This window comes from Hungatella hathewayi WAL-18680 (assembly GCF_000235505.1).
GTDB classification, from domain to species: Bacteria; Bacillota; Clostridia; order Lachnospirales; family Lachnospiraceae; genus Hungatella_A; species Hungatella_A hathewayi_A.
Window position 1 is genome coordinate 591,226 of sequence record NZ_JH379028.1, and the last position, 22,959, is coordinate 614,184.

Sequence of the window (22,959 nt, forward strand, 5' to 3'; positions counted from 1 at the left end):
GACTTTTTCAGTCATTTTTTCCTGCCGCGCCATCGCCTGGCACTCTTATTCCAGATTCAAATATTTCTTCACATACTGCCCCGTGTAGGACTCCGGCACCATGGCCACTTCCTCCGGCGTTCCCTGGGCAATCACGGTTCCACCCCTGTCGCCGCCCTCCGGCCCGATGTCAATGATATAATCCGCCGTCTTAATCACATCCAGATTATGCTCAATCACCACCACCGTATTGCCGCCTTCCGACAGTCTGCGCAGTATCTCAATCAGCTTATGCACATCCGCAAAATGCAGTCCGGTCGTCGGCTCGTCCAGAATATAGATGGTCTTGCCCGTCCCGCGCCGGCTCAGCTCCGTAGCCAGCTTAATTCTCTGGGCCTCACCGCCTGACAGCTCCGTGGACGGCTGCCCCAGCTTAATATAGGAAAGTCCCACATCATTGAGCGTGGCAATCTTCCGGTAAATGGATGGCACATTCTCAAAGAATTTCAGCGCCTCCTCCACCGTCATATTCAGCACGTCGTAAATGCTCTTTCCTTTATACTTCACGTCCAGCGTCTCCCGGTTATACCGCTTGCCGCCGCAGACCTCGCATGGCACATACACATCCGGCAGGAAATGCATCTCAATCTTGATAATGCCGTCGCCGCTGCATGCCTCGCACCGTCCGCCCTTCACATTGAAGCTGAAACGGCCCTTCTGGTACCCTTTGGCCTTCGCGTCGGAGGTGGACGCAAACAAATCACGAATCATATCAAACACGCCGGTGTAGGTGGCCGGGTTGGACCTTGGCGTCCGCCCGATCGGCGACTGGTCGATATCAATAATCTTGTCCAGCTGCTCCACACCCTCAATCTTCTTATGCTTACCGGGAATCGTTCTCGCCCGGTTCAACTTCTTCGCCAGCGACTTGTACACAATCTCATTCACCAGCGAGCTCTTACCGGAGCCGGACACGCCGGTCACACAGGTCATAATCCCCAGTGGAATCTTCACATCAATATTCTTTAAGTTATTCTCCTGGGCGCCCCGCACTGTCAGGTATCCGGTCGGTTTTCTCCGCTCCTCCGGCACCGGAATCTTAATCCTGCCACTCAGATACGCACCGGTAATGGAATCCTTGCATTTCATAATCTGCTTCGCCGTACCGCAGGCCACCACCTGGCCTCCGTGCTCTCCGGCTCCCGGACCGATATCCACGATATAGTCCGCCGCCATCATGGTGTCCTCGTCATGCTCCACCACCAGCACGCTGTTGCCCAAATCCCGCAGGTGCAGCAGGGTCTTTAGCAGCTTATCATTATCTCTCTGGTGAAGTCCGATACTTGGCTCGTCCAGAATGTAGGCCACGCCCACCAGTCCGGAGCCAATCTGGGTCGCCAGCCTGATTCTCTGCGCCTCGCCGCCGGACAAGGTTCCCGTTGCCCTGGAAAGAGACAGATAGTCCAGCCCCACATCAATCAGGAAGGAAATTCTGGCCCGAATCTCCTTCAAAATCTGGGCGCCGATGGCCTCCTGCATGCTGGTCAGCTTCAACCCGTCCATGAACTCCCGGAACTTCACAATGGACATATTGGTAGCGTCAAAAATATTCATATCCCCAACCGTCACCGCCAGGGATTCCTTCTTCAGACGTTTCCCGCCACAGGCCGGACATGGGGTAATTCTCATAAAGCTCTCATACTCCGCCTTGGAGGACTCGGAAAATGTCTCCCGGTACCGTCTCGCCACATTGGCAATCAGGCCCTCGAAGGCCACGTCGTACACGCCCTCCCCACGCTGTCCCTTATAATATACCTTGACTTCCTTCCCACCGGTTCCGTAGATGAGAATGTCATGTATCTTCTTCGGATAATCCTCAAACGGCGTGCTCAGACTGAACTTGTACTCTTTGGCCAGCGCATCCAGTATCGCCCTGGTGTAACTTCCTTTATCGGTACAGGACTGCCATCCCAGCACCACAATGGCACCCTCATCAATGCTCAGACTCTTGTCGGGAATCATCAGGTCCTCGTCGAACTCCATCTTGTATCCCAGGCCAAAACACTCCGAACAGGCGCCAAACGGGTTGTTGAAAGAGAAGCTTCTCGGCTCCACCTCATCCACACTGACACCACAGTCCGGGCATGAAAAACTCTGACTGAAGTTCACCGGCGTTCCGCCGACCACATCCACCGTCATCAAACCGTCCGCCAGTTCCATCACTGTCTCGATGGAATCCGTCATTCGCTTCTCAATCCCCGGCTTCACCACAAGACGGTCCACCACGATCTCGATATTGTGCTTGATATTCTTGTCCAGCTTAATCTCTTCCGTCAGCTCATACATGTTGCCGTCAATGCGGATACGCACATAGCCGGTCTTTCTGGCGTGCTCCAGAATTTTGGCGTGCTCGCCCTTCCGCCCACGGACCACCGGAGCCAGCAGCTGAATCTTGGTTCCCTCCGGCATGGAGAGAATCTGGTCCACCATCTGGTCCACCGTCTGCTTCTTAATCTCTTTCCCGCAGACCGGGCAGTGGGGGATACCGATTCTGGCATACAGAAGTCTCATATAATCGTATATCTCAGTCACCGTACCAACGGTGGAACGGGGGTTCCGGTTGGTGGATTTCTGGTCAATGGAAATGGCCGGGGACAATCCCTCGATGTTCTCCACATCCGGCTTCTCCATCTGGCCCAGGAACTGTCTCGCATAGGAGGACAGGGATTCCATGTAACGCCGCTGGCCCTCCGCATAGATAGTATCGAAAGCCAGGGAAGATTTACCTGAACCGCTGAGACCGGTCAAAACCACCAGTTCATTTCTGGGGATATCCAGGGAAATGTTCTTCAAATTGTGCTCATTGGCACCACGTATCTTGATGTACTGCTTTGCCATGATTTAACTCCTCTTACTTGTAACCTGTATTGTTCGCATGATATATTTCATATCTGTATTTTGAAAGTCCTATGGGAACCATCATAGCACATCTTGTCGTAAATTGCAAACATTTGTTCGCTTTTTCCAGTTTTCCCAATTCCCGGGATTGGGTATGGTGCGGAAGAATGATTCAGACAGAAAAATGCTCTGCGGCCGAAGCTCACAGAGCACCTCTCATTCTTTATTGGAAGCTGCTAAACCTAAGGGGTTCCCTCCGGCAGTCCTTCCGGTCTCCGGCCTTTTCCTCCTTCCGGCAGTCCTTCCGGCCTCTCATCTCCACTGCCATCCGGCCGCTGGCCTCCCGGCCCGCCGCCCATGCCGCCTTTTCCGCCCATGGGCCTCATGCTGGCGGCTTCCGTCACTCCATTCTCATTCAGATAGGTCATGGCGCTCTCCAGCACAAACTCCAGCTGGCTCTCCCCGGTCTCCAGCACATAGCTCTCGCCTGTCGTCAGCTCCGGCACAGCAATCACCAGCGAATTAAAGGCTTTCGCCCCGCTCCAGCGGTACAGTTCCTCACCGGCCCCATTTTTCAAAACCACTTCCGTCCCGGCCGCCTGCTCCTTAGGATAAGTCATCATCAACGCATTCTGGGTGGACCCAGCACTGACTCCCTGGGCCATCCCGCTCATTCCAAACGCTGCCAGCTGTCCGCCGGACATTTCAAACACACCGTCATAATCCAGTGCGCCGTCCCCGTTGCTGACCGGCCCGTAAACCGTCACATCGCCATCCGTCATATAGAAATTCCCATTGCTGTCAATGCCGTCGCCTTCCGCATCCACAGCAACCGTTCCCCCGCTGATATACAGCGTCGGGGTGACATCCTCCTCATCACTGGACGCATTGATCCCATCATCCGAGGACTTGATGGAAATATCTCCGTCCGCAATCTGTATCGTTCCTCCTTCCAGCCCTTCCACGCTTTCCAGAATCTCAATCGTCCCGCCGAAAATCCCCAGATTCCCATCCGAGTGCATGCCGTCATTTCCGGCCGTAATCTCATAACTTCCATCCAGCACCGCCAGCAAATCCTTTCCCTTAAATGCTGAGCGGGCCGACGTCACCTGGTAATTCCCACTCATCAGAATCACATTGTCCTTCCCGTTAATCCCGTGGTTAAATGCCGCATTTACCACCAGCGTCCCGGTCCCGTTAATCGTCAAATCCTTCTTGCTGAACAGTGTGGCGTTGGGCTCCTCCTTCTCCTCATCCGTATAGACAAGTCCCTCCGTGTCGGACAGCGTATTCACCGTCCCGTCCTCCAGACTTATCACCGTCTTATCCGCCTTCATCACATAAATAGGCGCTGACTCCTCACTGTGAATCTCCACTCCATTCAGCACCAGACGCACGGTGCCCTTGTCCCCGGCATCCACCTGCACCGAGCCGTCCGACCAGCTGCCAGACAGCACATAAGTGCCGCCATCTGTGATTCTGACCACATTTCCATCCGCCTCGGCCCCATTTCCCCCTATGGAAACCGCCGCGTCCGCCAGCTTTATGTAAGTCACGTCATCCCCGGACCAGTCCGAGTAGTAATCGTCGTCCTCCAGCTTCACCTCCGTCTCTCCAATCATAAAGGAATCTATCTTTCCGGCCCCAGCATCCGTTGGATTCCCGGATGTTCCTGCCCCATTGTTCTCTGAATTCTTCTCTGAATTGTTCTCCGCATTACTCTCTGTCTGACTCTCCGCCGTCACCGTTTTCCCGGAATGGCATCCGCTCAGAACAACGGCCGCCGCCACCAGACACACGGCCCCGGTCTTCCACCTTCTGTGTTTTGTCATCATTTCCATAGCTCCTCTCGCCTGTCATTTGATTCTCTGCTGTTTCCAGCCAGCCTTATCCACTTTACACTGCCCGGCTCTCTACAATTCCTCTCTGCCGCCAATCGTTCTCCCGCAGACCACCGTCAGATTTCCATTTCTGCACCGAATCTCATCTAACATTTCCTTCTCCATCCCCGGTTCCTTCAAAAATACCCGGTAATCCAGCTCATACATGCTCCCCAGATTGGTCGTCTTCACCCGCTCCAGCTCCGCCGTCTTCGTAAATGCTCCAAAAATATCGTCAAACACTGTCTCATAATCCAAATTCTCCGGTATGACAATCTTCAACAGCTTTTCCCCATTCTTCTTCTCCCCAAATCCACTCTTATACAGGGCCAGCTGCACCAGACAGACCACCGCCGTGATAAACAGCGCAAAGGTCAGATACCCGGTTCCTGCCGCCAGTCCCACCGCCATGGAGAAAAAGATATTGACAATTTCTCTCGACGAGCCAGGCACCGAGCGGAACCGGATCAGACTGAACGCTCCCAGGACTGCCACCCCGGTTCCCAGATTTCCATTGACCATCATAATCACAATCTGAATCAACACCGGCAGCATGACCAGCGTCACCACAAAATTCTTGGAATAACTCCCGCAGGCCATATAGACCCATCCAATTACCAGCCCCAGCAGGATGGCCGCGATCACGCAGAGTCCCGCCTCGCTCATGCTCAGACTCACTTCCCCACTGTTTAAGATACTTGTAAACATATTCGCTTCCTCTCTTCTTCTGTTCTCTTCTTATAATACATCCCATATTTGGAAAATGACACCGGATAAATCTCCAGCTCTGACAATAGATGCGCCAGCCACAGCGGATACGCCTCCGGCACCTTAATCTCCATGAGATAGCGCTCTTCCTCAAACAATAATTCCCCTTCATCTCCGGCCCGCAAATCCAGCGCTCTTTCCCGGCTCCTGATTCTCTGGTCCACGGTAAGACGCAGTTCCCCGTCTTCCTTTCCGAAATAAGCCATCCGGTCATAGGCCAGATAAACCTTGGGTCTTGGCCGGTAATACTTCATGAAGTAATCCATTTCCTTCCTCATCTGCTTCTCCGGCAGCGGCCAGATTCCCTCCGTTACATACCGCTCCGCCTCCTCCGGTGTCATGGCCACCCTCCGTTTGTAAACAATTCCTTCCCACTTTTTCTTCAACTCCAGAAACACCAAATCCCCGTCCCCGGGAATCCCGTAGCCCCGCAGCCGCATTTTCTCCTTGTAAGGCGGCTTGGCGAGGGAGGTTCTGATAAGAGCATCCTCCTCCGTATCAAAGTAAATGTTTCCGATGGTGTGAAGCCCATACCGGTCCAGTTCCATATGGGGCGCCATCCCCTCCAAAAACCTCCGGTACTGCTCCCCATCCAACAGATATTTCTTCTCAATCCGCTGAAACACCTGACTGCTTTCCTGCATTTTTCCGGTCACTCCTTCCATCATTTCCAACTGTATGTCACATAAAAACTATAACGGGATTTTGCGTCGAAACTTTGTAAAATCTGTGAAAAGTAAGTGAAAAACAACTTCTCTGAACCTAATAAGAGCCGAAACCGGCGCATTTGATTTTCTCTCCTCAAATGCTCCGATTCCAGCTCTCCCGCAATTCACTTAACAATCATTCATTTTATTTCCCAGCCGCCGCACTCTGTCCCGCAATCCGGCCAAATACGATAATATCAGGAAGTGCATTACCACCCACACGGTTCCCGGCATGGATACCGCCGGTTACCTCGCCGGCCGCATAAAGACCGGGAATTACATTTCCGTCCACATCCAGTACCTGAGCGTCAGTGTTAATCTCCAGACCGCCCATAGTATGGTGGATAGATGGCTTTCTTGGTGTGGCCCAGAACGGACCCACATCAATCTTGCCGCCCAGCTTCACCTTCTGGAAATCTTCATCCACACCGCTCTCGCAATAGCTGTTGTATTTCTCGATCTCGGCCACCAGAACATCCGCGTCACAGCCAATCTGCTCTGCCAGACCCTCCAGGGTGTCAGAAGTCAGCACGCTTCCGTCCGCAATCAGGGAGTCGATATCATTTCCCCAGCTGTTCTGTCCGCCACGCTGTGGATTGCCTGCGGACTCCTGGTCACAGATAATGTAGAACATGCCGTCTGTCTGCTCCAGCGCCGCCTTTGCCAGCACGTCGCGGCTCTCATACTCGGAGACAAAACGTTTTCCCTCTTTGTTCACGAATACCTGCTCCTCCGCACTGCCCCACAGGCCGCCGGAGAGGGAACCGGTCTCCGGATGGGAACTCGGCATCAACTGGATATATCCCATGCCAACCAGGTTGGCGCCTGCCTCCTTGCCCATGACAATTCCGTCTCCGGTTGCCAGAGCTGTGTTGGTCGTCGGCATATCCTCCGTCAAAACACCCCAGTAATTATCATACTCCATCGCCATGGAAGGATTGGCTCCGTAACCGCCGGTGGCCATAATCACACCGTTGCCGGCATGCAGCGTCACCTTCGTTCCGTCCGCCTGCTCCGCTTCCACGCCTGTCACTCTGCCGTCCTCCACAATCAGCTTCTTGCCGGCAGTATCCATCATGATTTCCACGCCATTCTTCTTGCACTCTTTTTCCAGTGGGGAAATGAAGCCGTGTCCCACCGATGTGCTCAGGCTGTGCATACGCGGCCACAAACCGCCAAGCACGGTGCCAATATTGTCGGTAATCTCCGTCTCCTCGTCGCCGCTTACCAGCCACTCCAATGCATCCAGGGACTGGGTGGTCAGGGTGTTGACCAAATCAAAATTGCCATGGATTTCCGTGCCGTCCAGGCCGGTTCTTGCCCCGCCCTTGTAGGTCTGATAAGTATGAAGTTCCACCGTATCGAACAGCTTGCTGGTGTCCCCGGCCAGATATTCGGTAATCTGTCCCTTCAGAGTCTTCAGCGTCTCCCGGTACTCCTCGGCCACCTCCTTCTCATCCAGCTCCAGAATTCCCTTCAACTCCGCAATCTGGGAATCATCCATATCGACTGCCGCCTGGCGGACTTCATCCACCGCGTTGTAAGCGCCGCCTGCACGAAGGGTGTTGCCGCCCAGTGCGGAACCTTTCTCAATCAGAATCACGCTTGTACCGTTTGCAGACGCGCTGACTGCCGCCGCCAGACCGGCGCCGCCTCCGCCGATGACCACAACATCCGCGGTCTTCTCAATATCTTCTCCGGCCGTCTTTGCCGCCGCTTCTTTTCCCTTCAGGGCTTCCACATCACCGCCAGCCTGGGCCACACAGTCGGCCACCGCCGCAAGCACGGCCTCACTGGTGATGGTTGCGCCGCTGACAGCGTCCACATTTAAGGTCTGTCCTGCTACAATCTCCTCCGGAATTCTGGTCAATGCCGGGTCCGCCAGTCCTGCCGTCTCCTTATTCTCGCCGATGGTGACAGACAGAATCTCTGTCTCACTGAACTCCACCGTTACCGGAATCAGACCGCCATTTCCCTGCTGCTCGGACGTATAGGTGCCCGGTGTATAAAGCGCTTCCCCCTGGCTTTCCGTCTCCGTCTGTGCCGCTGTCGTTGTCTCTGTCATGGCCGTGTCCGCTTTTTTGGAACAGCCTGCCATCGATACCATCATTGCCGCCGTCAAAGCCGCCGCTATGATTTTCTTCATGCTCTTTTTCATAAATCTCCCTCCGTCTTTTTGTAATATCCTGCATGATACCCAGCTATTTTACAAAAAGTCCGGACCTGGTTTCTGTGTCGGACAACACAGTTTAGCAAAATTCTGATATTTTTTTAACAATTAAAATCCATAAAAACGGGCTGTCTACATATTGACCAGCCCGCCAAGTTTCTCCCTATCCACAATTTTCACTTTTCCACGCCCTGTCTCCACAATCCCTTCCTGCTTCAGCTGCTTTAAGCACCGGGCCACATTGCTGCGCTCCAGCCCCACATACATGGATATTTCCTCCTGGGAAATGTGAATGACGTCGGCCCCTCTGGCCATGGACATGTCAAACAACAGATTGCACACCCGCTTCTTCCCATCACAAAACAGGGCATCCCTCAAATCACAGAGAAGGGATGCCGATAAATTCTCATAAAACCCCAGCAGTTTCAGCGTCAGTTCCGGCTCGCTCCTCAGAAGATTCATAAACGCCGTCTCATCGTAAGCCAGCATCCGCACCGTGGGATAGGGCTCCGTATAAAAGCACTGGGAAGCCCGGGACAGCATGCTTTTGGAATAAAGCTGCAAAAAACTTCCACGTTTCAGCACCGCCCCAATCTTCTCCGCGCCTCCGGGGCCGGATACCATCAGGCGGCACTGGCCGTCCACGATGTAATACCCGGCATATCCCAATTCCCTCATCTCTTCATAGGTTATGATTTGTTCCATCAACAGTTCACAGGTGGCCAGACGCTTTAGCAGCGGCTCATAACCGGTAAAATCATTTTTTAAATCTCTATATGAATGTCCCTTTTCACCCATACTACCGCTCTTCCCTAAAATACGGAAGTCCCAGACTTCCCGGCGGCTGGTTCTCCCGCTTCTTCCGGAAGCTGGTGATAATCAGCACCACAATCGTTACCACATAAGGCAGCATTTTAAATATCTCCTGGGTGCTTCTGCCAAGCCCCGGAATATACAGATATAAAATGTAGAGTCCGCCAAACAGAATCGAGCCCCAAATCGCATTGACCGGTTTCCACAGCGCGAAGATAACCAGCGCGATGGCCAGCCACCCTCTGTCGCCGAATCCATTGTTGGTCCAGGTGCCGCCGGAGTACTCCATGACGAAGTACAGTCCGCCGATGCCGCTGATGCCGCTGCCAATGCAGGTCGCCAGGTATTTGTATCTGGTCACGCTGATGCCGGCCGCGTCCGCCGTTCCCGGGTTTTCGCCTACGGCACGCAGGTTCAGACCCTTTCTGGTCTTTGTCAGAAACCACCCCAGCGCCACCGCCAGCACGATACACAGATAGGTCAAAAATCCGTAGGAGAAGAACACATCACCAATGACTCCAAGCTTCGACAGCCCCGGAATCTTCGCGTTGTACGCCGCCCCGGTGGCCGCCACGGATATCTGGCCCACACCGCCGGCCAGCTGGGATAAGGAGCCGCCAAAGAAGTTGCCAAATCCCACGCCAAAGGTCGTCAGCGCCAGGCCGGTCACGTTCTGGTTGGCTCTCAGCGTAATCGTCAGCACACTGTAAATCAGGCCGCCCACCACCGCGCAGGCAAAGGCGCACACAAAGGAGATCAGCAGCCCCACGAGCCCGCTGGGATTTTCCACGGCATTTTCATAGAAAAATGCTCCCATCAGCCCGGCGATACCGCCCATATACATAATCCCCGGCACGCCCAGGTTCAGATTGCCGGACTTCTCCGTCACAATCTCCCCCAGCGCCCCGTAAAGAATCCCGATGCCCTGGGCAATCGCTTTCTGAATAAAAATAACAATCAATCCCATCATCAGCCCTCCTTACGTCTGCCGCGCAGCTCTACTTTATAATTGATAAAAAATTCACTACCCAGAATGAAGAACAGGATGATTCCGGTGATGACATCGGAAGCATTTTCATTCAGATTGAACTGGGATGCAATCTGCATGGCCCCCTTCTGCATAAACACCAGGAAGAAGGACACCAAAATCATGGCAAAGGCGTTGAACTTGGAAAGCCAGGCCACGATAATCGCCGTGAACCCCCGCCCGCCGGCCGTGCTGGTGGAGATGGTGTGGCTGGCTCCGCTGACCAGAATAAATCCGGCGATTCCGCAAATGCCGCCGGAGATGGCCATGGTCCGCATAATCACCTTTTTCACATTGATTCCCACGTATTTGGCCGTGTTCTCGCTCTCGCCGACCACCGCAATCTCGTAGCCCTGCTTGCTGTATTTCAGATAAATATACATGCCCAGGGTGAGGGCCAGCACAATCACCACGTTCCACCCGTAGGTCATCCCAAACAGGGACGGCAGCCATCCGGCCTTGGACGCCGAGTTGATGATGCCCACCGTATTGGAGCCGGAAGGATTTTCCCAGAACACGATACAGAAGGTGACAATCTGCATGGCCACGTAATTCAGCATCAGCGTGAACAGCGTTTCGTTGGTATTCCAGACCGCCTTAAAAATAGAAGGAATCAGTCCCCACACCATGCCGGCTGCAATACTGCACACAATCATCACCAGAAACATCAGCCAGGTAGGCATGGAATCGCCGCCGTATATCATCACGGCCGCCGTCGCCACGCCGCCTACCAGCACCTGTCCCTCGGCCCCGATGTTCCAGAACCGCATCTTAAATGCCGGCGTCAGGCCGATGGCGATGCACAGCAGCACCATGGCGTCTCTTATGGTCACCCAGGTCCGTCTGGACGTCCCCACGGCCCCGCTGAAAATTGCTTTATATACCTCGATGGGATTTAATTTTGTCAGCCCGAATATCACAACCGCGCAGACCACCAGTGACAGCAGCACCGCAATCAGGCGGATGGTCCAGGCCTTCCACATGGGAATCTCGTCCCGCTTTGCAATGTGGGCCAATGGCTCCCGGTTAAGTCCCGCCATGACCGGCTGTCCGCTGCTCCCGCCTATTCCATTTTCCACACCTTTACTCATGCTCCTGCTCCTTTCCCGTCTTCGTCATCAGAAGTCCGACTTCCTCCTTGGTGGCGGTTCTGCCGTCCACAATGCCGCTGATTTGACCGCCGCAGAGTACCAGAATCCGGTCGCACAGCTCCAACAGCACGTCCAAATCCTCGCCCACGCACAGCACGGCCACGCCCTGCTTCTTCTGCTCGTTCAGCAGTCCGTAGATGGTGTAGGACGAATTGATGTCCAGCCCTCTCACCGGGTAGGCCACCATCAATACCGTAGGGTTGGAAGAAATCTCCCGCCCCACCAGCACCTTCTGTACATTTCCACCGGAGAGTCTCCGCACCGGAGTCGTCACTCCGGGAGTCACCACCTCCAGCTCCTCGATAATCCGCTCGGCCAGCTGTTTCGGCTTCTTCCTGTCCGCAAACAGGCCCCGGCCCTCGTTGTAGCCCCGCAGCATCATGTTGTCCGTCATGTCCATGGAGCCCACCAGGCCCATGCCCAGACGGTCCTCAGGCACGAAGGACAGCTTCACGCCCAGCTTGCGGATGTCCGCCGCCGACTTCTTCGACAGCAGCTCCTCCCCGCCCTCCGGCGGATAGTAGACCACTTCCCCGCCATGTAACGGCAAAAGTCCCGCAATGGCCTCCAGAAGCTCCTTCTGGCCGCTGCCGGCGATTCCGGCAATCCCCAGGATTTCCCCGCTGTTGGCGGTGAAGCTGATATCTTTGAGGGTCGCAAATCCCTCTTTATTCACACAGCCAAGCCCCCGCACCTCCAGCCGTTTCACCGGATTTGCAGGCTCTGGTCTGTCTATATTCAAATTCACTTTTTTCCCCACCATCATTTCCGTCAGGGACTCCGCCGTCGCCTCGCAGGTGTTCACCGTGCCGATATACTGGCCTTTTCGAAGCACCGATACCCGGTCTGACAGCGCCAGCACCTCGTGGAGCTTGTGGGTAATGATGATGATGGACCTGCCATCCGCCCTCATGTTGCGCAGCACGGCAAACAGTTTCTCTGTCTCCTGGGGCGTCAAAACCGCTGTCGGCTCATCCAGAATCAGGATATTCGCCCCCCGGTATAACACTTTGATAATCTCCACGGTCTGCTTCTGGGACACCGACATGTTGTAAATCTTCTCGTCGGGATTCAGTTCAAATCCGTACCGGTCCACCAGCTCCTGGATTTTGGCGGACACGCTCTGCATGTCCAGCACTTCCTTCCCCGGCAGGCCCAAAATAATGTTCTCTGCTGCGGTCAGCACATCTACCAGCTTAAAATGCTGATGAATCATACCAATACCCAAAGCGAAGGAATCCTTCGGGGACGCGATGGTCACCTCAGTTCCATCCACAAATATCTGCCCGTCATCGGGATAATAAATGCCGGAAAGCATATTCATCAGCGTGGTCTTGCCGCTGCCGTTTTCTCCGAGAATCGAGAGGATTTCCCCCTTCTTCACCGACAGGCAGACCTTGTCGTTGGCCACCACTTTTCCAAACCGTTTTGTAATATTCTTCAATTCAATCGCAGTATGTTGTTGTTCCACAGGCCGCACCCCTCCATAGATTCACAGGATTTTCTCTCCCATGAATTGATAAAAAGGCGGAACGGCGGTGTACTCACGCACACCGGGCAGCTCCGCCTTAAGCTCTGAAAATGATTAGTTTGTCAAGTCATTAATTCCGTCAATCTTGATGTCAAAGGCCGGTGCGGATGCAAACTCGGACTCATGGAAATATCCGTCGGAAATGTACTCATTTCCATCTTTCTCATAAGAATCATAAGTCTTTCCGTCCACCGTCCAGGTAGAAGTATCAAATACATGAAGAGTGCCGGCGATGATGGCATCCTCAACCTCTTTTACCTTCTCAGCCGTTCCCTCGGCAACGGTCTTCTCGTTCAGCTCGGTAATCTTGTCCGCGCCCTCGGCATAGCCGTGACACCAGTCAACCACGATGGTCTCGCCGTTCATCACGCTCTCAACCGCGTAGGTCACATAGGGACCCCAGTTGATGGAAGCGGAAGTCAGCGCCCAGTTTGGAGCGGTTGCAATCATGGAAATGTTGTAGCCCACAATCGGAACGCCAGCGGCCTCACAGGCTGTGGCTGCGCCGGTGGTATCCGCATGCTGGCTGATTAACACACATTTGTCAGCAATCAGAGCCTCAGCGGCCTCTTTCTCCAAATCGAAGCTGGCCCAGCTGTTGGTGTAGGTCACATCCATGGTAGCGGATGGACATACGGAACGCACGCCCAGGAAGAAGGAGGTATAACCACTGATCACCTCCGCGTATGGGAACGCGCCGACATAACCGATTTTCGCGGTGTCTTCTGTAATTGTACCATCTGCAATCATCTCGTTCAGCTTCATACCGGCAACCACACCGGATACGTAGCGGGACTCATAAACAGAGGTAAAATAGTTGTGCATATTTGGCAGTCCGCTCATCTTCGCCTGATAACCGGTCGCATGGCAGAACTGAACATCCGGGAACTCCTCGGCGGCCTGAATCATATAAGACTCAAAACCGAAGCTGTTGCCGAAAATAATATTGCAGCCCTGGTCAGCCAGATCAACTGTTGCATCGTAACAGGTCTCATCCTCCGGAACCAGCCATTTGAAAATCAACTGGCTGTCATCCAGGCCAAGGGCATTCTTCATATCCATGGCGCCTGCGTAGTGAGCGGCAGTATAGCCCTCATTCTCATCGCCAATGTAGATGAAACCAACCTTCAAATCTTCTTTTGCAATCCCTGCGGTCTTGGCAGCTTCCGTCACTGCCTCGGTCTCACCTGTGGCGGTGGTATCGACAGCCGTTGTGGCAGCAGTATCCGCAGCCGTCGTCCCCGCATCCTTGGATGAACCGCAGGCGCTTAAGGACAAAACCATAACAACAGATAATGCGACGCTTATGATTTTTCTCATTTCTTTTCTCCTCCTCGAATTGATTAATCAATACCCGTCGATTATCCCATTTTCTGACAAATTTTACAACTAGTTTACTTATGAAATTATTTATAAGCTGTAATTATAAATCAGTGTCCTTTAATATTTTTTCAATATGATTCCGCACCACCTGGAAGGCGACTTCATTCATGCCGCTGTTAATCACGATGTCCGCCATAGGGCGGGTTGGCTCTACGTATAAATAGTGCATAGGCTTCACCGTCGTCAAGTACTGCTCCACCACGCCCTCGATGTCACGCCCCCGCTCCTTCACATCCCGGATTACCCGACGGAGAATTCTCTCGTCCGCGTCGGCTTCCACGAAGATTTTGATATCCAGCAAATCCCGCAGCTTCGGGTCCGCCAGCACCAGAATTCCCTCCAGCAGAATCACCCGCTTCGGCTCCACCACAACCACGTCCTTGGAGCGGTTATGCTGGGTGTAGTCGTAAACAGGACATTCTATCGCCTTTCCTTCTTTTAACTGGGTCAGCTGCTCCAGCAGAAGCTCCGTCTCAAAGGCGTCCGGATGGTCATAATTCACCTTCTTCCGCTCCTCAAATTCCAGTTCGTCCTGGGCCTTATAGTAATTATCGTGGTACAGCACCGCCACGTCATCCTGAAAAAATGCTTTTAATTTGTTGGTAAATGTCGATTTCCCCGAACCGGTTCCGCCGGCAATTCCTATAATAATCGTATTCATCTTTTGCACCCCGCCTGTTGTTTTGTACTCATCCTTACAGCCCGGCTCCAATCTTTTCAATGGATGCTGTCACCAGCTTTTTAAACAGAGGAGCCGCCTTGTCCGCCGCCTCCTGCACCTCTTTGTGGCTCAACGGCTCGTCCGTCATTCCACAAGCCAGATTGGAAATGAAGGAGATACCACAGATTTTCATTCCCATATGGTTGGCCGCCAGCGCCTCGCAGGCCGTGCTCATACCCACGGCATCCGCCCCCAGCGTCCTGCACATCCGCACCTCCGCCGGAGATTCATAAGCCGGACCAGTCAGCTGGATATAGACGCCCTCCTGCAGTGGAATCTGAAGTTCCCCCGCCGTCGTCTTGATCAATTCCCGCAAATCCTTATCATACACCTGGCTCATATCCGGGAACCGTGGCCCGAACTCCTCAATATTCTCTCCAATCAGCGGGGATGGCACAAAGGTGCTGATCTGATCGTTCATCAGCATAAAATCTCCCGCATGGAAGTTCCCATTCACGCCGCCTGCCGCGTTGGTCAAAAACAGCACCTTCGCTCCCATCAGCTTCATCAGTCTCGCCGGAAGCACCACATCCTGGATGGGATACCCCTCATAGAAATGCACCCGTCCCTGCATAATCACAACCGGCACCTTCCCCACATATCCAAACACAAACCGTCCCTTATGCCCCGGAATCGTGGACACCGGAAAGCCCTCAATATCGTGATAATCCAGCGTCGCCCGGATATCAATCTCCTCCGCATAATCCCCCAGTCCGGACCCCAGCACCAACGCCACCTCCGGCTCAAAATCCACCTGCGCCCTCACACTCTCCAGACATTTCATCAACTTCTCATAAACTGCGCTCATTGTCATTCCTCCATCTTTTATGTTTTCTATACTCCTGGCATTGCAATTCTCTCCATATCTTATCACAATCGGAATATGGCTTCAAGAAAACATGGCAAAAAAATAGAAGCAGGGCCTGCTGGTTGGCTCTGCTTCTGTCGTTTCTACTCTATTTCACTACCAGTCAATTCTTCTTACATCAAAATCGTGCAATCCGGTTCCACCTTCTTACACACGGCCACAACCTGGTTCATAATATCATCGAACCGGCTTTCATCGGCCTCAATAACAAGGCGCTGGGTCATAAAGCTGACGGTCGCCTTCTCCACTCCCTCAATCTTGTTGATGGCAGCCTCCATCTTCGCCGCACAGTTGGCGCAGTCCAAATCTTCCAGTTTAAATTTCTTCTTCATTGAAGTTATCCTCCTCATTCCACGGTTCCTATTTATCACATATGAATAATTGTTCATATATTGGATTATAACTCATTTTCAGAAAAAATCAAGTGTTTTCTCAGATAATTTTTCTCAATTGACAAGTTTCCTTTTGCATGGTATCATCACTACATCGATATGTATTCTATTACATATCTGTTTCAACCCCGGACATTTCCGGGTCCAGGCTGAATCAGCCTTATTTTCCAATTTAACGCAGTTTATGAAGACGCACACAACCGGAGGTGATTGAAAAAAATCTTGCCAGTTACAGACTAATTATTTATAATAAAAGGAGAGATGGATGGAGCAAAAGAACCTGCAATGGCATCCGGGGTTTTATGCCATTCTTCAGATTGAGCTGGAATAGGAAGTGGAGGAGGGAAAATATATGTGCGACGCAATCAGAGAAATATTTGCAGATGAAATCCAGGAAGCGGAGCTGAGAGCCGAATCCCGGGGAAGCGAAGAAGGAAAGAAAGCGGAAGCCACCCGCTACAGCCAGTTGATTCTGAAATTAAAAGAATGCCAGCGGCTGGATGATATCGTAAGGGCAGCCGAAAACCCTGAATTTCTACAACAGTTGTATCAGGAATTTGGATTTTCAAATTGATAATTCTTTCATATAGTACGCAAAAGGAGGCCGCAGTCCATCGGCCTCCTCCTTCTTTCTATCTATCTGATTCTCTCATCATTCTTTCCCAATTACCTGCTCCACGAACTCCCTGGCATGTCTGAAATCATCGTTGTTGGGATGGAGCATCCCTTCCTCGTAGGCTTTGATCATCATCCGCACCTGGGGATTGTCATTGACCTTCTGCATCTGTTTGTATTTCTCCAGAATCTGCGGAGGCATCTTGCCAGCGCACATGAAGGCACCTAAGTACTCGCAGTCATCCGGTATAAAGGCTTCCACCTGGTTCACCACCGTGTCAAAATACTCCTGGCTTCCGCCCATGCCGCAGGTGCCAAACAGAGCCACTTTCTTTCCCGACAGCCCGGACAGCAGTTCCACAATCTCCCCACTGCAGGTTCCGCGGTTATTCCAGAATCCAACGAAATACGTATCAGCCTCCCCCTTCAATTCCTCAACCCTCTGCACGTCCTTCGACTTCCCCGGCAGAGCATTGAATATTGCCATCGCTACTTTTTCTGTATTTCCGGTTTTGCTTGAATATACAACCAGATAATCCATAAAAGAGGCCTCCTTTCTATCTGTGCTCTTTTTACGCTCTACCCTAACTTTATACCTATCAGAAGCATAATTCAATACATCTCCCGAAATGTTTATGTATGTTTAGAGTAATTTTAGATTCACGCCTTCTGAGCACCGGCCTTCGCCAGAATTTTGGAGAAATTCAGTTTAAACATCACAACCGTGGTCACAACAGCCAGCACGTCGGAGATTGGCTCCGCCAGGAACAGTCCCGTGGTGGAAAGCCCCAGTCTCGGCAGAATAATCGCCAGCGGGATCAACAGCACGATCTTACGCAGCATGGCCAGGAATACGGATATCTTCGCCTCCCCCAGAGCCAGAAACGTCTGCTGGCAGGCCATCTGGGCTCCAAAGATGGTGAATCCCAGAAAATAGATGCGCATCCCGTGGGACGCCACGCGGATAATCTCCGGGTCACTGCTGAACAACGAGACAAACAGTCCCGGAAACAGCAGGAAACTTCCGGCGCCCACAACGGTAAACACCATAGCGGCGGCTAGCAGATGCTGAAACGCCTTCTTCACCCGCTCCACATTTCCCGCACCATAATTGTAGCTGATAATCGGCGTCGCCCCCTGGGCAATCCCCTGGATTGGCAGAAACAGCATCTGGGAGAGACTGAAAATGATGGTCATCGCCCCCACATAGAAATCATTTCCAAACTTCTGCATTCCGGTATTGAACGTCAGCTGCACCAGACACTCGGTGGACTGCATGATAAACGGGGATACCCCCAGCAGCAGCACCGGCGCCAGGATAGCCCGGTCCAGTTTGAAATATTTTCTGCGTATTTTTAACACACTCTTTTTGCTGCACAGGAACACCACCACCCAGATCGCTGACACCGTCTGGCTGATAATCGTGGCCAGCGCCGCTCCTGACACGCCCATGTGGAAACCGAATATCAGAATCGGGTCCAGCACAATGTTGATGATGGCGCCAATCAGGACGGTCATCATACCGGTTTTGGCAAATCCCTGGCAGGTGATGAACTGGTTTAATCCCAGCGCGGCCTGAACCGAGATGGTGCCAATCAGGTATATTCCCAGATACTGGTTTGCATAGACGATGGTATTTTCGCTGGCGCCGAACATCATCAAAAGAGGTTCTTTCACAATCAGGAAAATGGCGCTCAGCACGATAGATAACACAATCAAAAAGGCAGTGGAACTTCCTAATATTCTCTCCGCGCCCTCGTTATCCTTCTGCCCCATGCAGATGGAGGCCCGCGGAGCCCCGCCCATGCCTACCAGCGCGGAAAACGCCGATATGAGCAAAATAATAGGAAACGCCACTCCCAATCCGGCCAAGGCCATGGAGCCCGTTCCCGGAATCCTTCCCACGTAAATTCTGTCTACCATGTTGTAGAGGAGATTTACAATCTGCGCAAATACGGTGGGCACCGCCAGTTCGAACATCAGTTTGCCAATCGGCGCCGTCCCCAGTTTATCTTTGTCATTAGCCATACATAAAACCCTTCTTTCTAATCCGTCTGAGCCGCTTTTCGCAGCCCACTTCTATCAGTATACAACAAAACCAGAGGATTTGAAACCCTCTGGTCTGTCTTCGAATTCTTAAATTTCTATAAGTTTCCGCACTCACACGTTACAGTACCTTACTCAAAAAGTTCTTCAGTCTCTCATTTTTCGGATTCTCAAAGAATTCCGCCGGTGCATTTTCCTCCATGAAATACCCTTCGTCCATGAACATCACACGGGTCGCCACCTCTCTGGCAAATCCCATCTCGTGGGTGACAACCACCATGGTCATCTTCTCGTCGGCCAAGTCCCTCATGACATTGAGGACCTCGCCAACCATCTCCGGGTCCAGGGCCGATGTGGGCTCGTCGAAGAGCATCACATCCGGTTTCATGCACAGCGCGCGCACGATGGCAATCCTCTGTTTCTGTCCGCCGGACAGCTGGCTTGGATAGGCATCCGCCCGGTCCGCCAGTCCCACCCGCTCCAAGAGCCGCATGGCTTCCGCCTCGGCATCCTTCTGGGACACGCCCTGAAGCTTCACGGGAGCGATGGTCAGATTCTTCATAATCGTCATGTGGGGAAACAGGTTAAACTGCTGGAACACCATGCCCATCTTCTGACGGTGCTTGTCGATATCCGTCTTGGCGTCGACAATGTCCACGCCCTCGAAAAAAATGCTTCCGTCCGTGGCCTCCTCCAGCCGGTTTAAGCACCTCAAAAATGTACTTTTTCCGGAGCCGGACGGCCCGATGACACAGACCACATCCCCCTTATAAATATCCACACTGATATCCTTCAAAACTTCCATACTGCCAAATTTCTTGCCCAGATGCTGAACCCGGATTAAAGGCTCGCCTTCCATCATTCGATTAGTGGTCACTGCTTCTCAACCTCCTCTCCAGCTTCTGCACAAAGTAAGTAAATATCATGACCATCACAAGGTAGATGATGGCCGCCGCAATCAGCGGCATGAAAGCGCTGTACGTCCTGCTTCGGATAATATCCGCGCCCTTGGTCAAATCCTGGATGGCAATGTAACCGGCCACGGAGGTCTCCTTCAGCAGCACGATAAACTCGTTACAGAGCGCCGGCAGCACGTTCTTAAACGCCTGTGGCATGATAATGTAAATCATGGTCTGGGTATAATTAAATCCCAGACTCCGCCCCGCCTCAAACTGACCGTTGTCGATGGACATGATGCCGCTTCGAAAGATCTCCGCCACGTAGGCGCCGGAGTTGATGCCGAAGGCCATAACCGCCACCAGAATCTTGTCAATCTTCATCGAGCCGAATACCACGAAATAGATAATCAAAAGCTGAATCAGAACCGGAGTTCCGCGGATTACCGCCAGATAAATCTTGCAGAGGGCATTTAAAAAGCCCAGTCTGTGCGTCTTGTCATAGGTGGAGCGAATCACCGCGATGAGAAAGCCCAGAATAATACCGATTAACACGGCAAAAAATGTAATTTTTAATGTATTACCCAGGCCGTCCACGATGTATTTCCATCGGTCATCCTGAATAAAGTTCTGATAAAACGAAGCCTTAAAATTATCTAACATACTACCCTTCCTACCTTTCCAGGTCTGCACATGCAGGCGTGGATTTCCTTAATATCTGTTATGGTGTGTATTAGTTTGCAGAGATATACTTGTCAATAATCTTCTGAAGCTCACCGGAATCCTTTAACTCTGCAAGAGCGGAGTTAACCTTCTCCACCAGCTCGGTGTTGCCCTTCTTGATGGCAATTGCATACTCTTCCACGGTTAATGCTTCATCCAGAATCTTGATGCCCTCGTTCTCGGATACGAAAACCTTGGCCGGCTCCTGGTCGATAACCACGGCGTCAATCTTGCCCTGCATCATCGCCTGAACTGCCTCAAATCCCTTGCTGTAACGCTCAACGGTGGAACCCTGCTCCTCATAGTCGGAAGCGTAGATGTCGCCGGTGGTTCCCAGCTGAACGCCGATTGCCTTGCCAGCCAGATCGTCAGGACCTGCAATCTCGCTGTCGTTCTGCACGATAATAACCTGGGATGATGTTGTGTATGGGTCAGAAAAATCTACATTCTGTAAACGGTCCTCGTCAACGGTCATACCGGCCACGCCGATGTCTGCCTTGCCGGACTGAATCTCCGGGATGATGGAATCGAAAGCGATATCCTCCACTTCCAGGGTCATGCCCATCTTCTCAGCGATTGCTCTTGCAATCTCCACGTCGATTCCCACAATCTCGCCGCCGTCATGGTACTCATATGGCGGGAACTCCGCGTTGGTAGCCATGGTCAGGACGCCGCCTGCCGCCTCGTTGTTCGCTGCCGCTGTTGTCTCATCTGTCTTTGAACTGCCGCATGCTGTCATGGCCACTGCCATACATGCCGCCATTGCGATTGCCATTACTTTTCTTTTCATCATAATTCTCCTCCTCATATAAACGAACTAGCGGTGCATAATTATGCAACACCGCTAGTTATACATTATAAATGATTTTTGGAATTAATCAAGTGTTAGATTGATTCCTCTTGATTTTTTTGAAGGCGTTTTCTCAAATTCTGTCTCTCTTACCAGCATTTGAAGTATTTTCTTAAATGGAGGCACCGAAGCGTTGTAGTCGTCCACCACATGTTGGAGGGCAGTTGTTAAATCTTTCACATGCTTTTTCTTTGCATAATCCAAATCCGGGAATATCTCCGCCTGGATTCCACGCTCCCCGGCATAGACTAAAACTTCCTTCACCAAAGGGCTCCGGCTCAGCTGGTTTTCCAGCTCCTCCGGGGAGACATTTTCCCCGTTTGCCAGGATGATTAAGTTCTTCTTCCTTCCGGTAATGAAGACGAAACCGTCCTCATCCACATACCCCAAATCTCCGGTTTTCAGCCAGCCGTCCTCCAGCGCCTCGGCGGTCTCCTCCGGCATGTTGTAATAGCCCATCATCACGCTGGAACCGCGGACCCAGATTTCCTCGTCCACCACCTTCGCCTCGCAGTTTGGCAGCAGTTTCCCCACAGACTCCTTCTTGCAGTTCCACTCCAGATTGGTGCTGATAACCGGGGAACACTCCGTCATGCCGTAGCCCTGCAGCACGGTGATGCCGTATTCCTGAAACCGGTCCACGTACTCCGGGTCAAGGTAAGCGCCGCCGCTGCAGATGGTGTGAAGATTTCCGCCAAATGCCGCCTTCGCCACCATTTTCTTGGGAAGAAGTCCTCCGGAATCCCGCAGTTTTCCGTAGATGGATTCAATCACCATGGGCACCAGCAGGATGATTTCCGGCTTGAACAGCTTCATGTTTTTGGACACGTGCATGATGGAATCGTTGATGCAGATGGTCAGGCCGATGTACAGTCCCTTTAAAATGTCCATGGTAAAGCAGTAAGCGTGGTGGATGGGAAGCAGGGTCATGGACACGGAGCCCGCTGGTATTTTCATGTCCAGGCAGGTGGCATTGTCCGTCAGGTTTTTGTGGGTCAGCATCACGCCCTTGCTCTTGCCGGTAGTCCCCGACGTGAAGAGAATGGCGCAGAGCTTGTCCTTGTCCGGCTTCTCCTCAAAGCTGCCCCCCTGCTCCGTCAGCAGTTTGGGCAGCTCGCTCTGCATGGAAATGATGTACTTGATGCCCTCGCAGGCCGTCCTGGCCATGTCCGCCACATCCGCCCGCAGCTCATCGTAAATCAGTACACTCACGTCCGCCCGGTTTAGCAGCTCACAGACATCGGCGGCCGGAAGCTGCACATCCACCGGCACCACCACGCTGCCGCTGTTTGCTATGCCGAAATAGCTGATAATCCACTCATAGCTGGTGGGGCCGATGACAGCCACGTGTTTCCCCAGCATTTCCATATTTTTCAGAATGCAGCTGACGGACTCGCTGTCCCGCTTTACATCCTCGTAGGTCTTGCTGATGACTTCCTTTCTCACTTTATAGCGGAACGCGGACTGGCCTTTGTAGGTCTTCGCCCCATAATCAATGATATCTTTCATTGTCTCAACTGGCATATCGATTCCTCCCCATT

20 protein-coding genes are annotated in these 22,959 nt (G+C 52.5%); 1 reads left to right on the top strand and 19 read right to left on the bottom strand.

From position 1 onward, the window contains the following. Window positions 1-45: 45 nt before the first annotated feature. The 13 genes from uvrA to HMPREF9473_RS18580 form a co-directional block, all read right to left on the bottom strand. On the bottom strand, window positions 46-2,877 hold the full coding sequence (uvrA, locus tag HMPREF9473_RS18520) for an excinuclease ABC subunit UvrA (RefSeq protein ID WP_006781727.1): 2,832 nt from the start codon (window positions 2,875-2,877) through the stop codon (window positions 46-48). Between the two features lie 242 nt (window positions 2,878-3,119). Beyond that, window positions 3,120-4,712, bottom strand: coding sequence for a carbohydrate-binding domain-containing protein (locus tag HMPREF9473_RS18525; protein WP_006781728.1), 1,593 nt, complete (start codon window positions 4,710-4,712; stop codon window positions 3,120-3,122). A 78-nt stretch (window positions 4,713-4,790) separates the two neighbouring features. After that, entirely contained in the window at window positions 4,791-5,465 is a 675-nt protein-coding gene (locus tag HMPREF9473_RS18530; RefSeq protein WP_006781729.1) for a DUF4956 domain-containing protein, read from the bottom strand. Further along, window positions 5,447-6,169: a polyphosphate polymerase domain-containing protein gene (locus tag HMPREF9473_RS18535; RefSeq protein WP_006781730.1), complete on the bottom strand. Its 723-nt coding sequence runs from the start codon at window positions 6,167-6,169 to the stop codon at window positions 5,447-5,449. The genes HMPREF9473_RS18530 and HMPREF9473_RS18535 overlap by 19 nt, the downstream gene beginning before the upstream one ends. Before the next feature lie 208 nt (window positions 6,170-6,377). Further along, entirely contained in the window at window positions 6,378-8,390 is a 2,013-nt protein-coding gene (locus HMPREF9473_RS18540; protein ID WP_006781731.1) for a flavocytochrome c, read from the bottom strand. Between the two features lie 144 nt (window positions 8,391-8,534). Next, on the bottom strand, window positions 8,535-9,200 hold the full coding sequence (locus tag HMPREF9473_RS26460; protein ID WP_006781732.1) for a Crp/Fnr family transcriptional regulator: 666 nt from the start codon (window positions 9,198-9,200) through the stop codon (window positions 8,535-8,537). A 1-nt stretch (window position 9,201) separates the two neighbouring features. After that, window positions 9,202-10,182 carry an ABC transporter permease gene (locus HMPREF9473_RS18550; protein ID WP_006781733.1) on the bottom strand — a complete coding sequence of 327 codons (981 nt, stop codon included), beginning with the start codon at window positions 10,180-10,182 and terminating at the stop codon, window positions 9,202-9,204. A 2-nt stretch (window positions 10,183-10,184) separates the two neighbouring features. After that, window positions 10,185-11,282, bottom strand: a complete 1,098-nt coding sequence (locus HMPREF9473_RS18555) for an ABC transporter permease (protein ID WP_034859801.1) — start codon at window positions 11,280-11,282, stop codon at window positions 10,185-10,187. Window positions 11,283-11,325: 43 nt separating this feature from the next. After that, window positions 11,326-12,864, bottom strand: a complete 1,539-nt coding sequence (locus HMPREF9473_RS18560; protein WP_006781735.1) for an ABC transporter ATP-binding protein — start codon at window positions 12,862-12,864, stop codon at window positions 11,326-11,328. Window positions 12,865-12,978: 114 nt separating this feature from the next. Next, a complete protein-coding gene (locus HMPREF9473_RS18565) occupies window positions 12,979-14,244 on the bottom strand; it encodes a BMP family ABC transporter substrate-binding protein (protein ID WP_006781736.1) in 1,266 nt (421 codons plus the stop codon). Window positions 14,245-14,347: 103 nt separating this feature from the next. Continuing rightward, on the bottom strand, window positions 14,348-14,968 hold the full coding sequence (gene udk, locus HMPREF9473_RS18570; RefSeq protein ID WP_006781737.1) for a uridine kinase: 621 nt from the start codon (window positions 14,966-14,968) through the stop codon (window positions 14,348-14,350). A gap of 34 nt (window positions 14,969-15,002) precedes the next feature. After that, on the bottom strand, window positions 15,003-15,836 hold the full coding sequence (locus tag HMPREF9473_RS18575) for a purine-nucleoside phosphorylase (protein ID WP_006781738.1): 834 nt from the start codon (window positions 15,834-15,836) through the stop codon (window positions 15,003-15,005). A 173-nt stretch (window positions 15,837-16,009) separates the two neighbouring features. Further along, a complete protein-coding gene (locus HMPREF9473_RS18580) occupies window positions 16,010-16,228 on the bottom strand; it encodes a cation transporter (protein WP_006781739.1) in 219 nt (72 codons plus the stop codon). 412 nt (window positions 16,229-16,640) lie between these two features. Between HMPREF9473_RS18580 and HMPREF9473_RS18585 the strand changes: the two genes are divergently transcribed. Further along, window positions 16,641-16,862, top strand: a complete 222-nt coding sequence (locus tag HMPREF9473_RS18585; protein ID WP_006781740.1) for a hypothetical protein — start codon at window positions 16,641-16,643, stop codon at window positions 16,860-16,862. Window positions 16,863-16,940: 78 nt separating this feature from the next. Here the strand turns inward: HMPREF9473_RS18585 and bilS are convergent, their stop codons facing one another. The 6 genes from bilS to HMPREF9473_RS18615 all read right to left on the bottom strand — a co-directional run bounded on the left by bilS (window position 16,941) and on the right by HMPREF9473_RS18615 (window position 22,942). Continuing rightward, entirely contained in the window at window positions 16,941-17,444 is a 504-nt protein-coding gene (bilS, locus tag HMPREF9473_RS18590) for a flavodoxin family protein BilS (RefSeq protein ID WP_006781741.1), read from the bottom strand. A 119-nt stretch (window positions 17,445-17,563) separates the two neighbouring features. Next, window positions 17,564-18,931 carry an MATE family efflux transporter gene (locus HMPREF9473_RS18595; RefSeq protein WP_006781742.1) on the bottom strand — a complete coding sequence of 456 codons (1,368 nt, stop codon included), beginning with the start codon at window positions 18,929-18,931 and terminating at the stop codon, window positions 17,564-17,566. Window positions 18,932-19,070: 139 nt separating this feature from the next. Beyond that, window positions 19,071-19,808, bottom strand: coding sequence for an amino acid ABC transporter ATP-binding protein (locus HMPREF9473_RS18600; RefSeq protein ID WP_034859802.1), 738 nt, complete (start codon window positions 19,806-19,808; stop codon window positions 19,071-19,073). Window positions 19,809-19,815: 7 nt separating this feature from the next. Next, complete coding sequence (locus tag HMPREF9473_RS18605; RefSeq protein WP_006781744.1) at window positions 19,816-20,508, bottom strand: amino acid ABC transporter permease; 693 nt, start codon at window positions 20,506-20,508, stop codon at window positions 19,816-19,818. A gap of 70 nt (window positions 20,509-20,578) precedes the next feature. Beyond that, the gene (locus HMPREF9473_RS18610) at window positions 20,579-21,358 is read right to left on the bottom strand and encodes a basic amino acid ABC transporter substrate-binding protein (RefSeq protein ID WP_034859803.1); all 780 of its coding nucleotides are present in this window, start codon (window positions 21,356-21,358) and stop codon (window positions 20,579-20,581) included. 84 nt (window positions 21,359-21,442) lie between these two features. Continuing rightward, the gene (locus HMPREF9473_RS18615) at window positions 21,443-22,942 is read right to left on the bottom strand and encodes an AMP-binding protein (protein ID WP_006781746.1); all 1,500 of its coding nucleotides are present in this window, start codon (window positions 22,940-22,942) and stop codon (window positions 21,443-21,445) included. Window positions 22,943-22,959 lie beyond the last annotated feature (17 nt).

What these genes read in the sequence shown, in the direction of transcription:
- HMPREF9473_RS18575 (WP_006781738.1), bottom strand. Translation starts at nt 15,836, where the DNA reads ATGAGCGCAGTTTATGAGAAGTTGATGAAATGTCTGGAGAGTGTGAGG.
- HMPREF9473_RS18605 (WP_006781744.1), bottom strand. Translation starts at nt 20,508, where the DNA reads ATGTTAGATAATTTTAAGGCTTCGTTTTATCAGAACTTTATTCAGGAT.
- HMPREF9473_RS18565 (WP_006781736.1), bottom strand. Translation starts at nt 14,244, where the DNA reads ATGAGAAAAATCATAAGCGTCGCATTATCTGTTGTTATGGTTTTGTCC.
- HMPREF9473_RS18535 (WP_006781730.1), bottom strand. Translation starts at nt 6,169, where the DNA reads ATGCAGGAAAGCAGTCAGGTGTTTCAGCGGATTGAGAAGAAATATCTG.
- HMPREF9473_RS18555 (WP_034859801.1), bottom strand. Translation starts at nt 11,282, where the DNA reads ATGGCGGGACTTAACCGGGAGCCATTGGCCCACATTGCAAAGCGGGAC.
- HMPREF9473_RS18525 (WP_006781728.1), bottom strand. Translation starts at nt 4,712, where the DNA reads ATGATGACAAAACACAGAAGGTGGAAGACCGGGGCCGTGTGTCTGGTG.
- HMPREF9473_RS18550 (WP_006781733.1), bottom strand. Translation starts at nt 10,182, where the DNA reads ATGGGATTGATTGTTATTTTTATTCAGAAAGCGATTGCCCAGGGCATC.
- bilS (WP_006781741.1), bottom strand. Translation starts at nt 17,444, where the DNA reads ATGGATTATCTGGTTGTATATTCAAGCAAAACCGGAAATACAGAAAAA.
- HMPREF9473_RS18610 (WP_034859803.1), bottom strand. Translation starts at nt 21,358, where the DNA reads ATGAAAAGAAAAGTAATGGCAATCGCAATGGCGGCATGTATGGCAGTG.
- HMPREF9473_RS18595 (WP_006781742.1), bottom strand. Translation starts at nt 18,931, where the DNA reads ATGGCTAATGACAAAGATAAACTGGGGACGGCGCCGATTGGCAAACTG.
- HMPREF9473_RS18615 (WP_006781746.1), bottom strand. Translation starts at nt 22,942, where the DNA reads ATGCCAGTTGAGACAATGAAAGATATCATTGATTATGGGGCGAAGACC.
- udk (WP_006781737.1), bottom strand. Translation starts at nt 14,968, where the DNA reads ATGAATACGATTATTATAGGAATTGCCGGCGGAACCGGTTCGGGGAAA.
- HMPREF9473_RS18580 (WP_006781739.1), bottom strand. Translation starts at nt 16,228, where the DNA reads ATGAAGAAGAAATTTAAACTGGAAGATTTGGACTGCGCCAACTGTGCG.
- HMPREF9473_RS18600 (WP_034859802.1), bottom strand. Translation starts at nt 19,808, where the DNA reads ATGGAAGGCGAGCCTTTAATCCGGGTTCAGCATCTGGGCAAGAAATTT.
- HMPREF9473_RS18530 (WP_006781729.1), bottom strand. Translation starts at nt 5,465, where the DNA reads ATGTTTACAAGTATCTTAAACAGTGGGGAAGTGAGTCTGAGCATGAGC.
- HMPREF9473_RS18585 (WP_006781740.1), top strand. Translation starts at nt 16,641, where the DNA reads ATGTGCGACGCAATCAGAGAAATATTTGCAGATGAAATCCAGGAAGCG.
- HMPREF9473_RS26460 (WP_006781732.1), bottom strand. Translation starts at nt 9,200, where the DNA reads ATGGGTGAAAAGGGACATTCATATAGAGATTTAAAAAATGATTTTACC.
- uvrA (WP_006781727.1), bottom strand. Translation starts at nt 2,877, where the DNA reads ATGGCAAAGCAGTACATCAAGATACGTGGTGCCAATGAGCACAATTTG.
- HMPREF9473_RS18540 (WP_006781731.1), bottom strand. Translation starts at nt 8,390, where the DNA reads ATGAAAAAGAGCATGAAGAAAATCATAGCGGCGGCTTTGACGGCGGCA.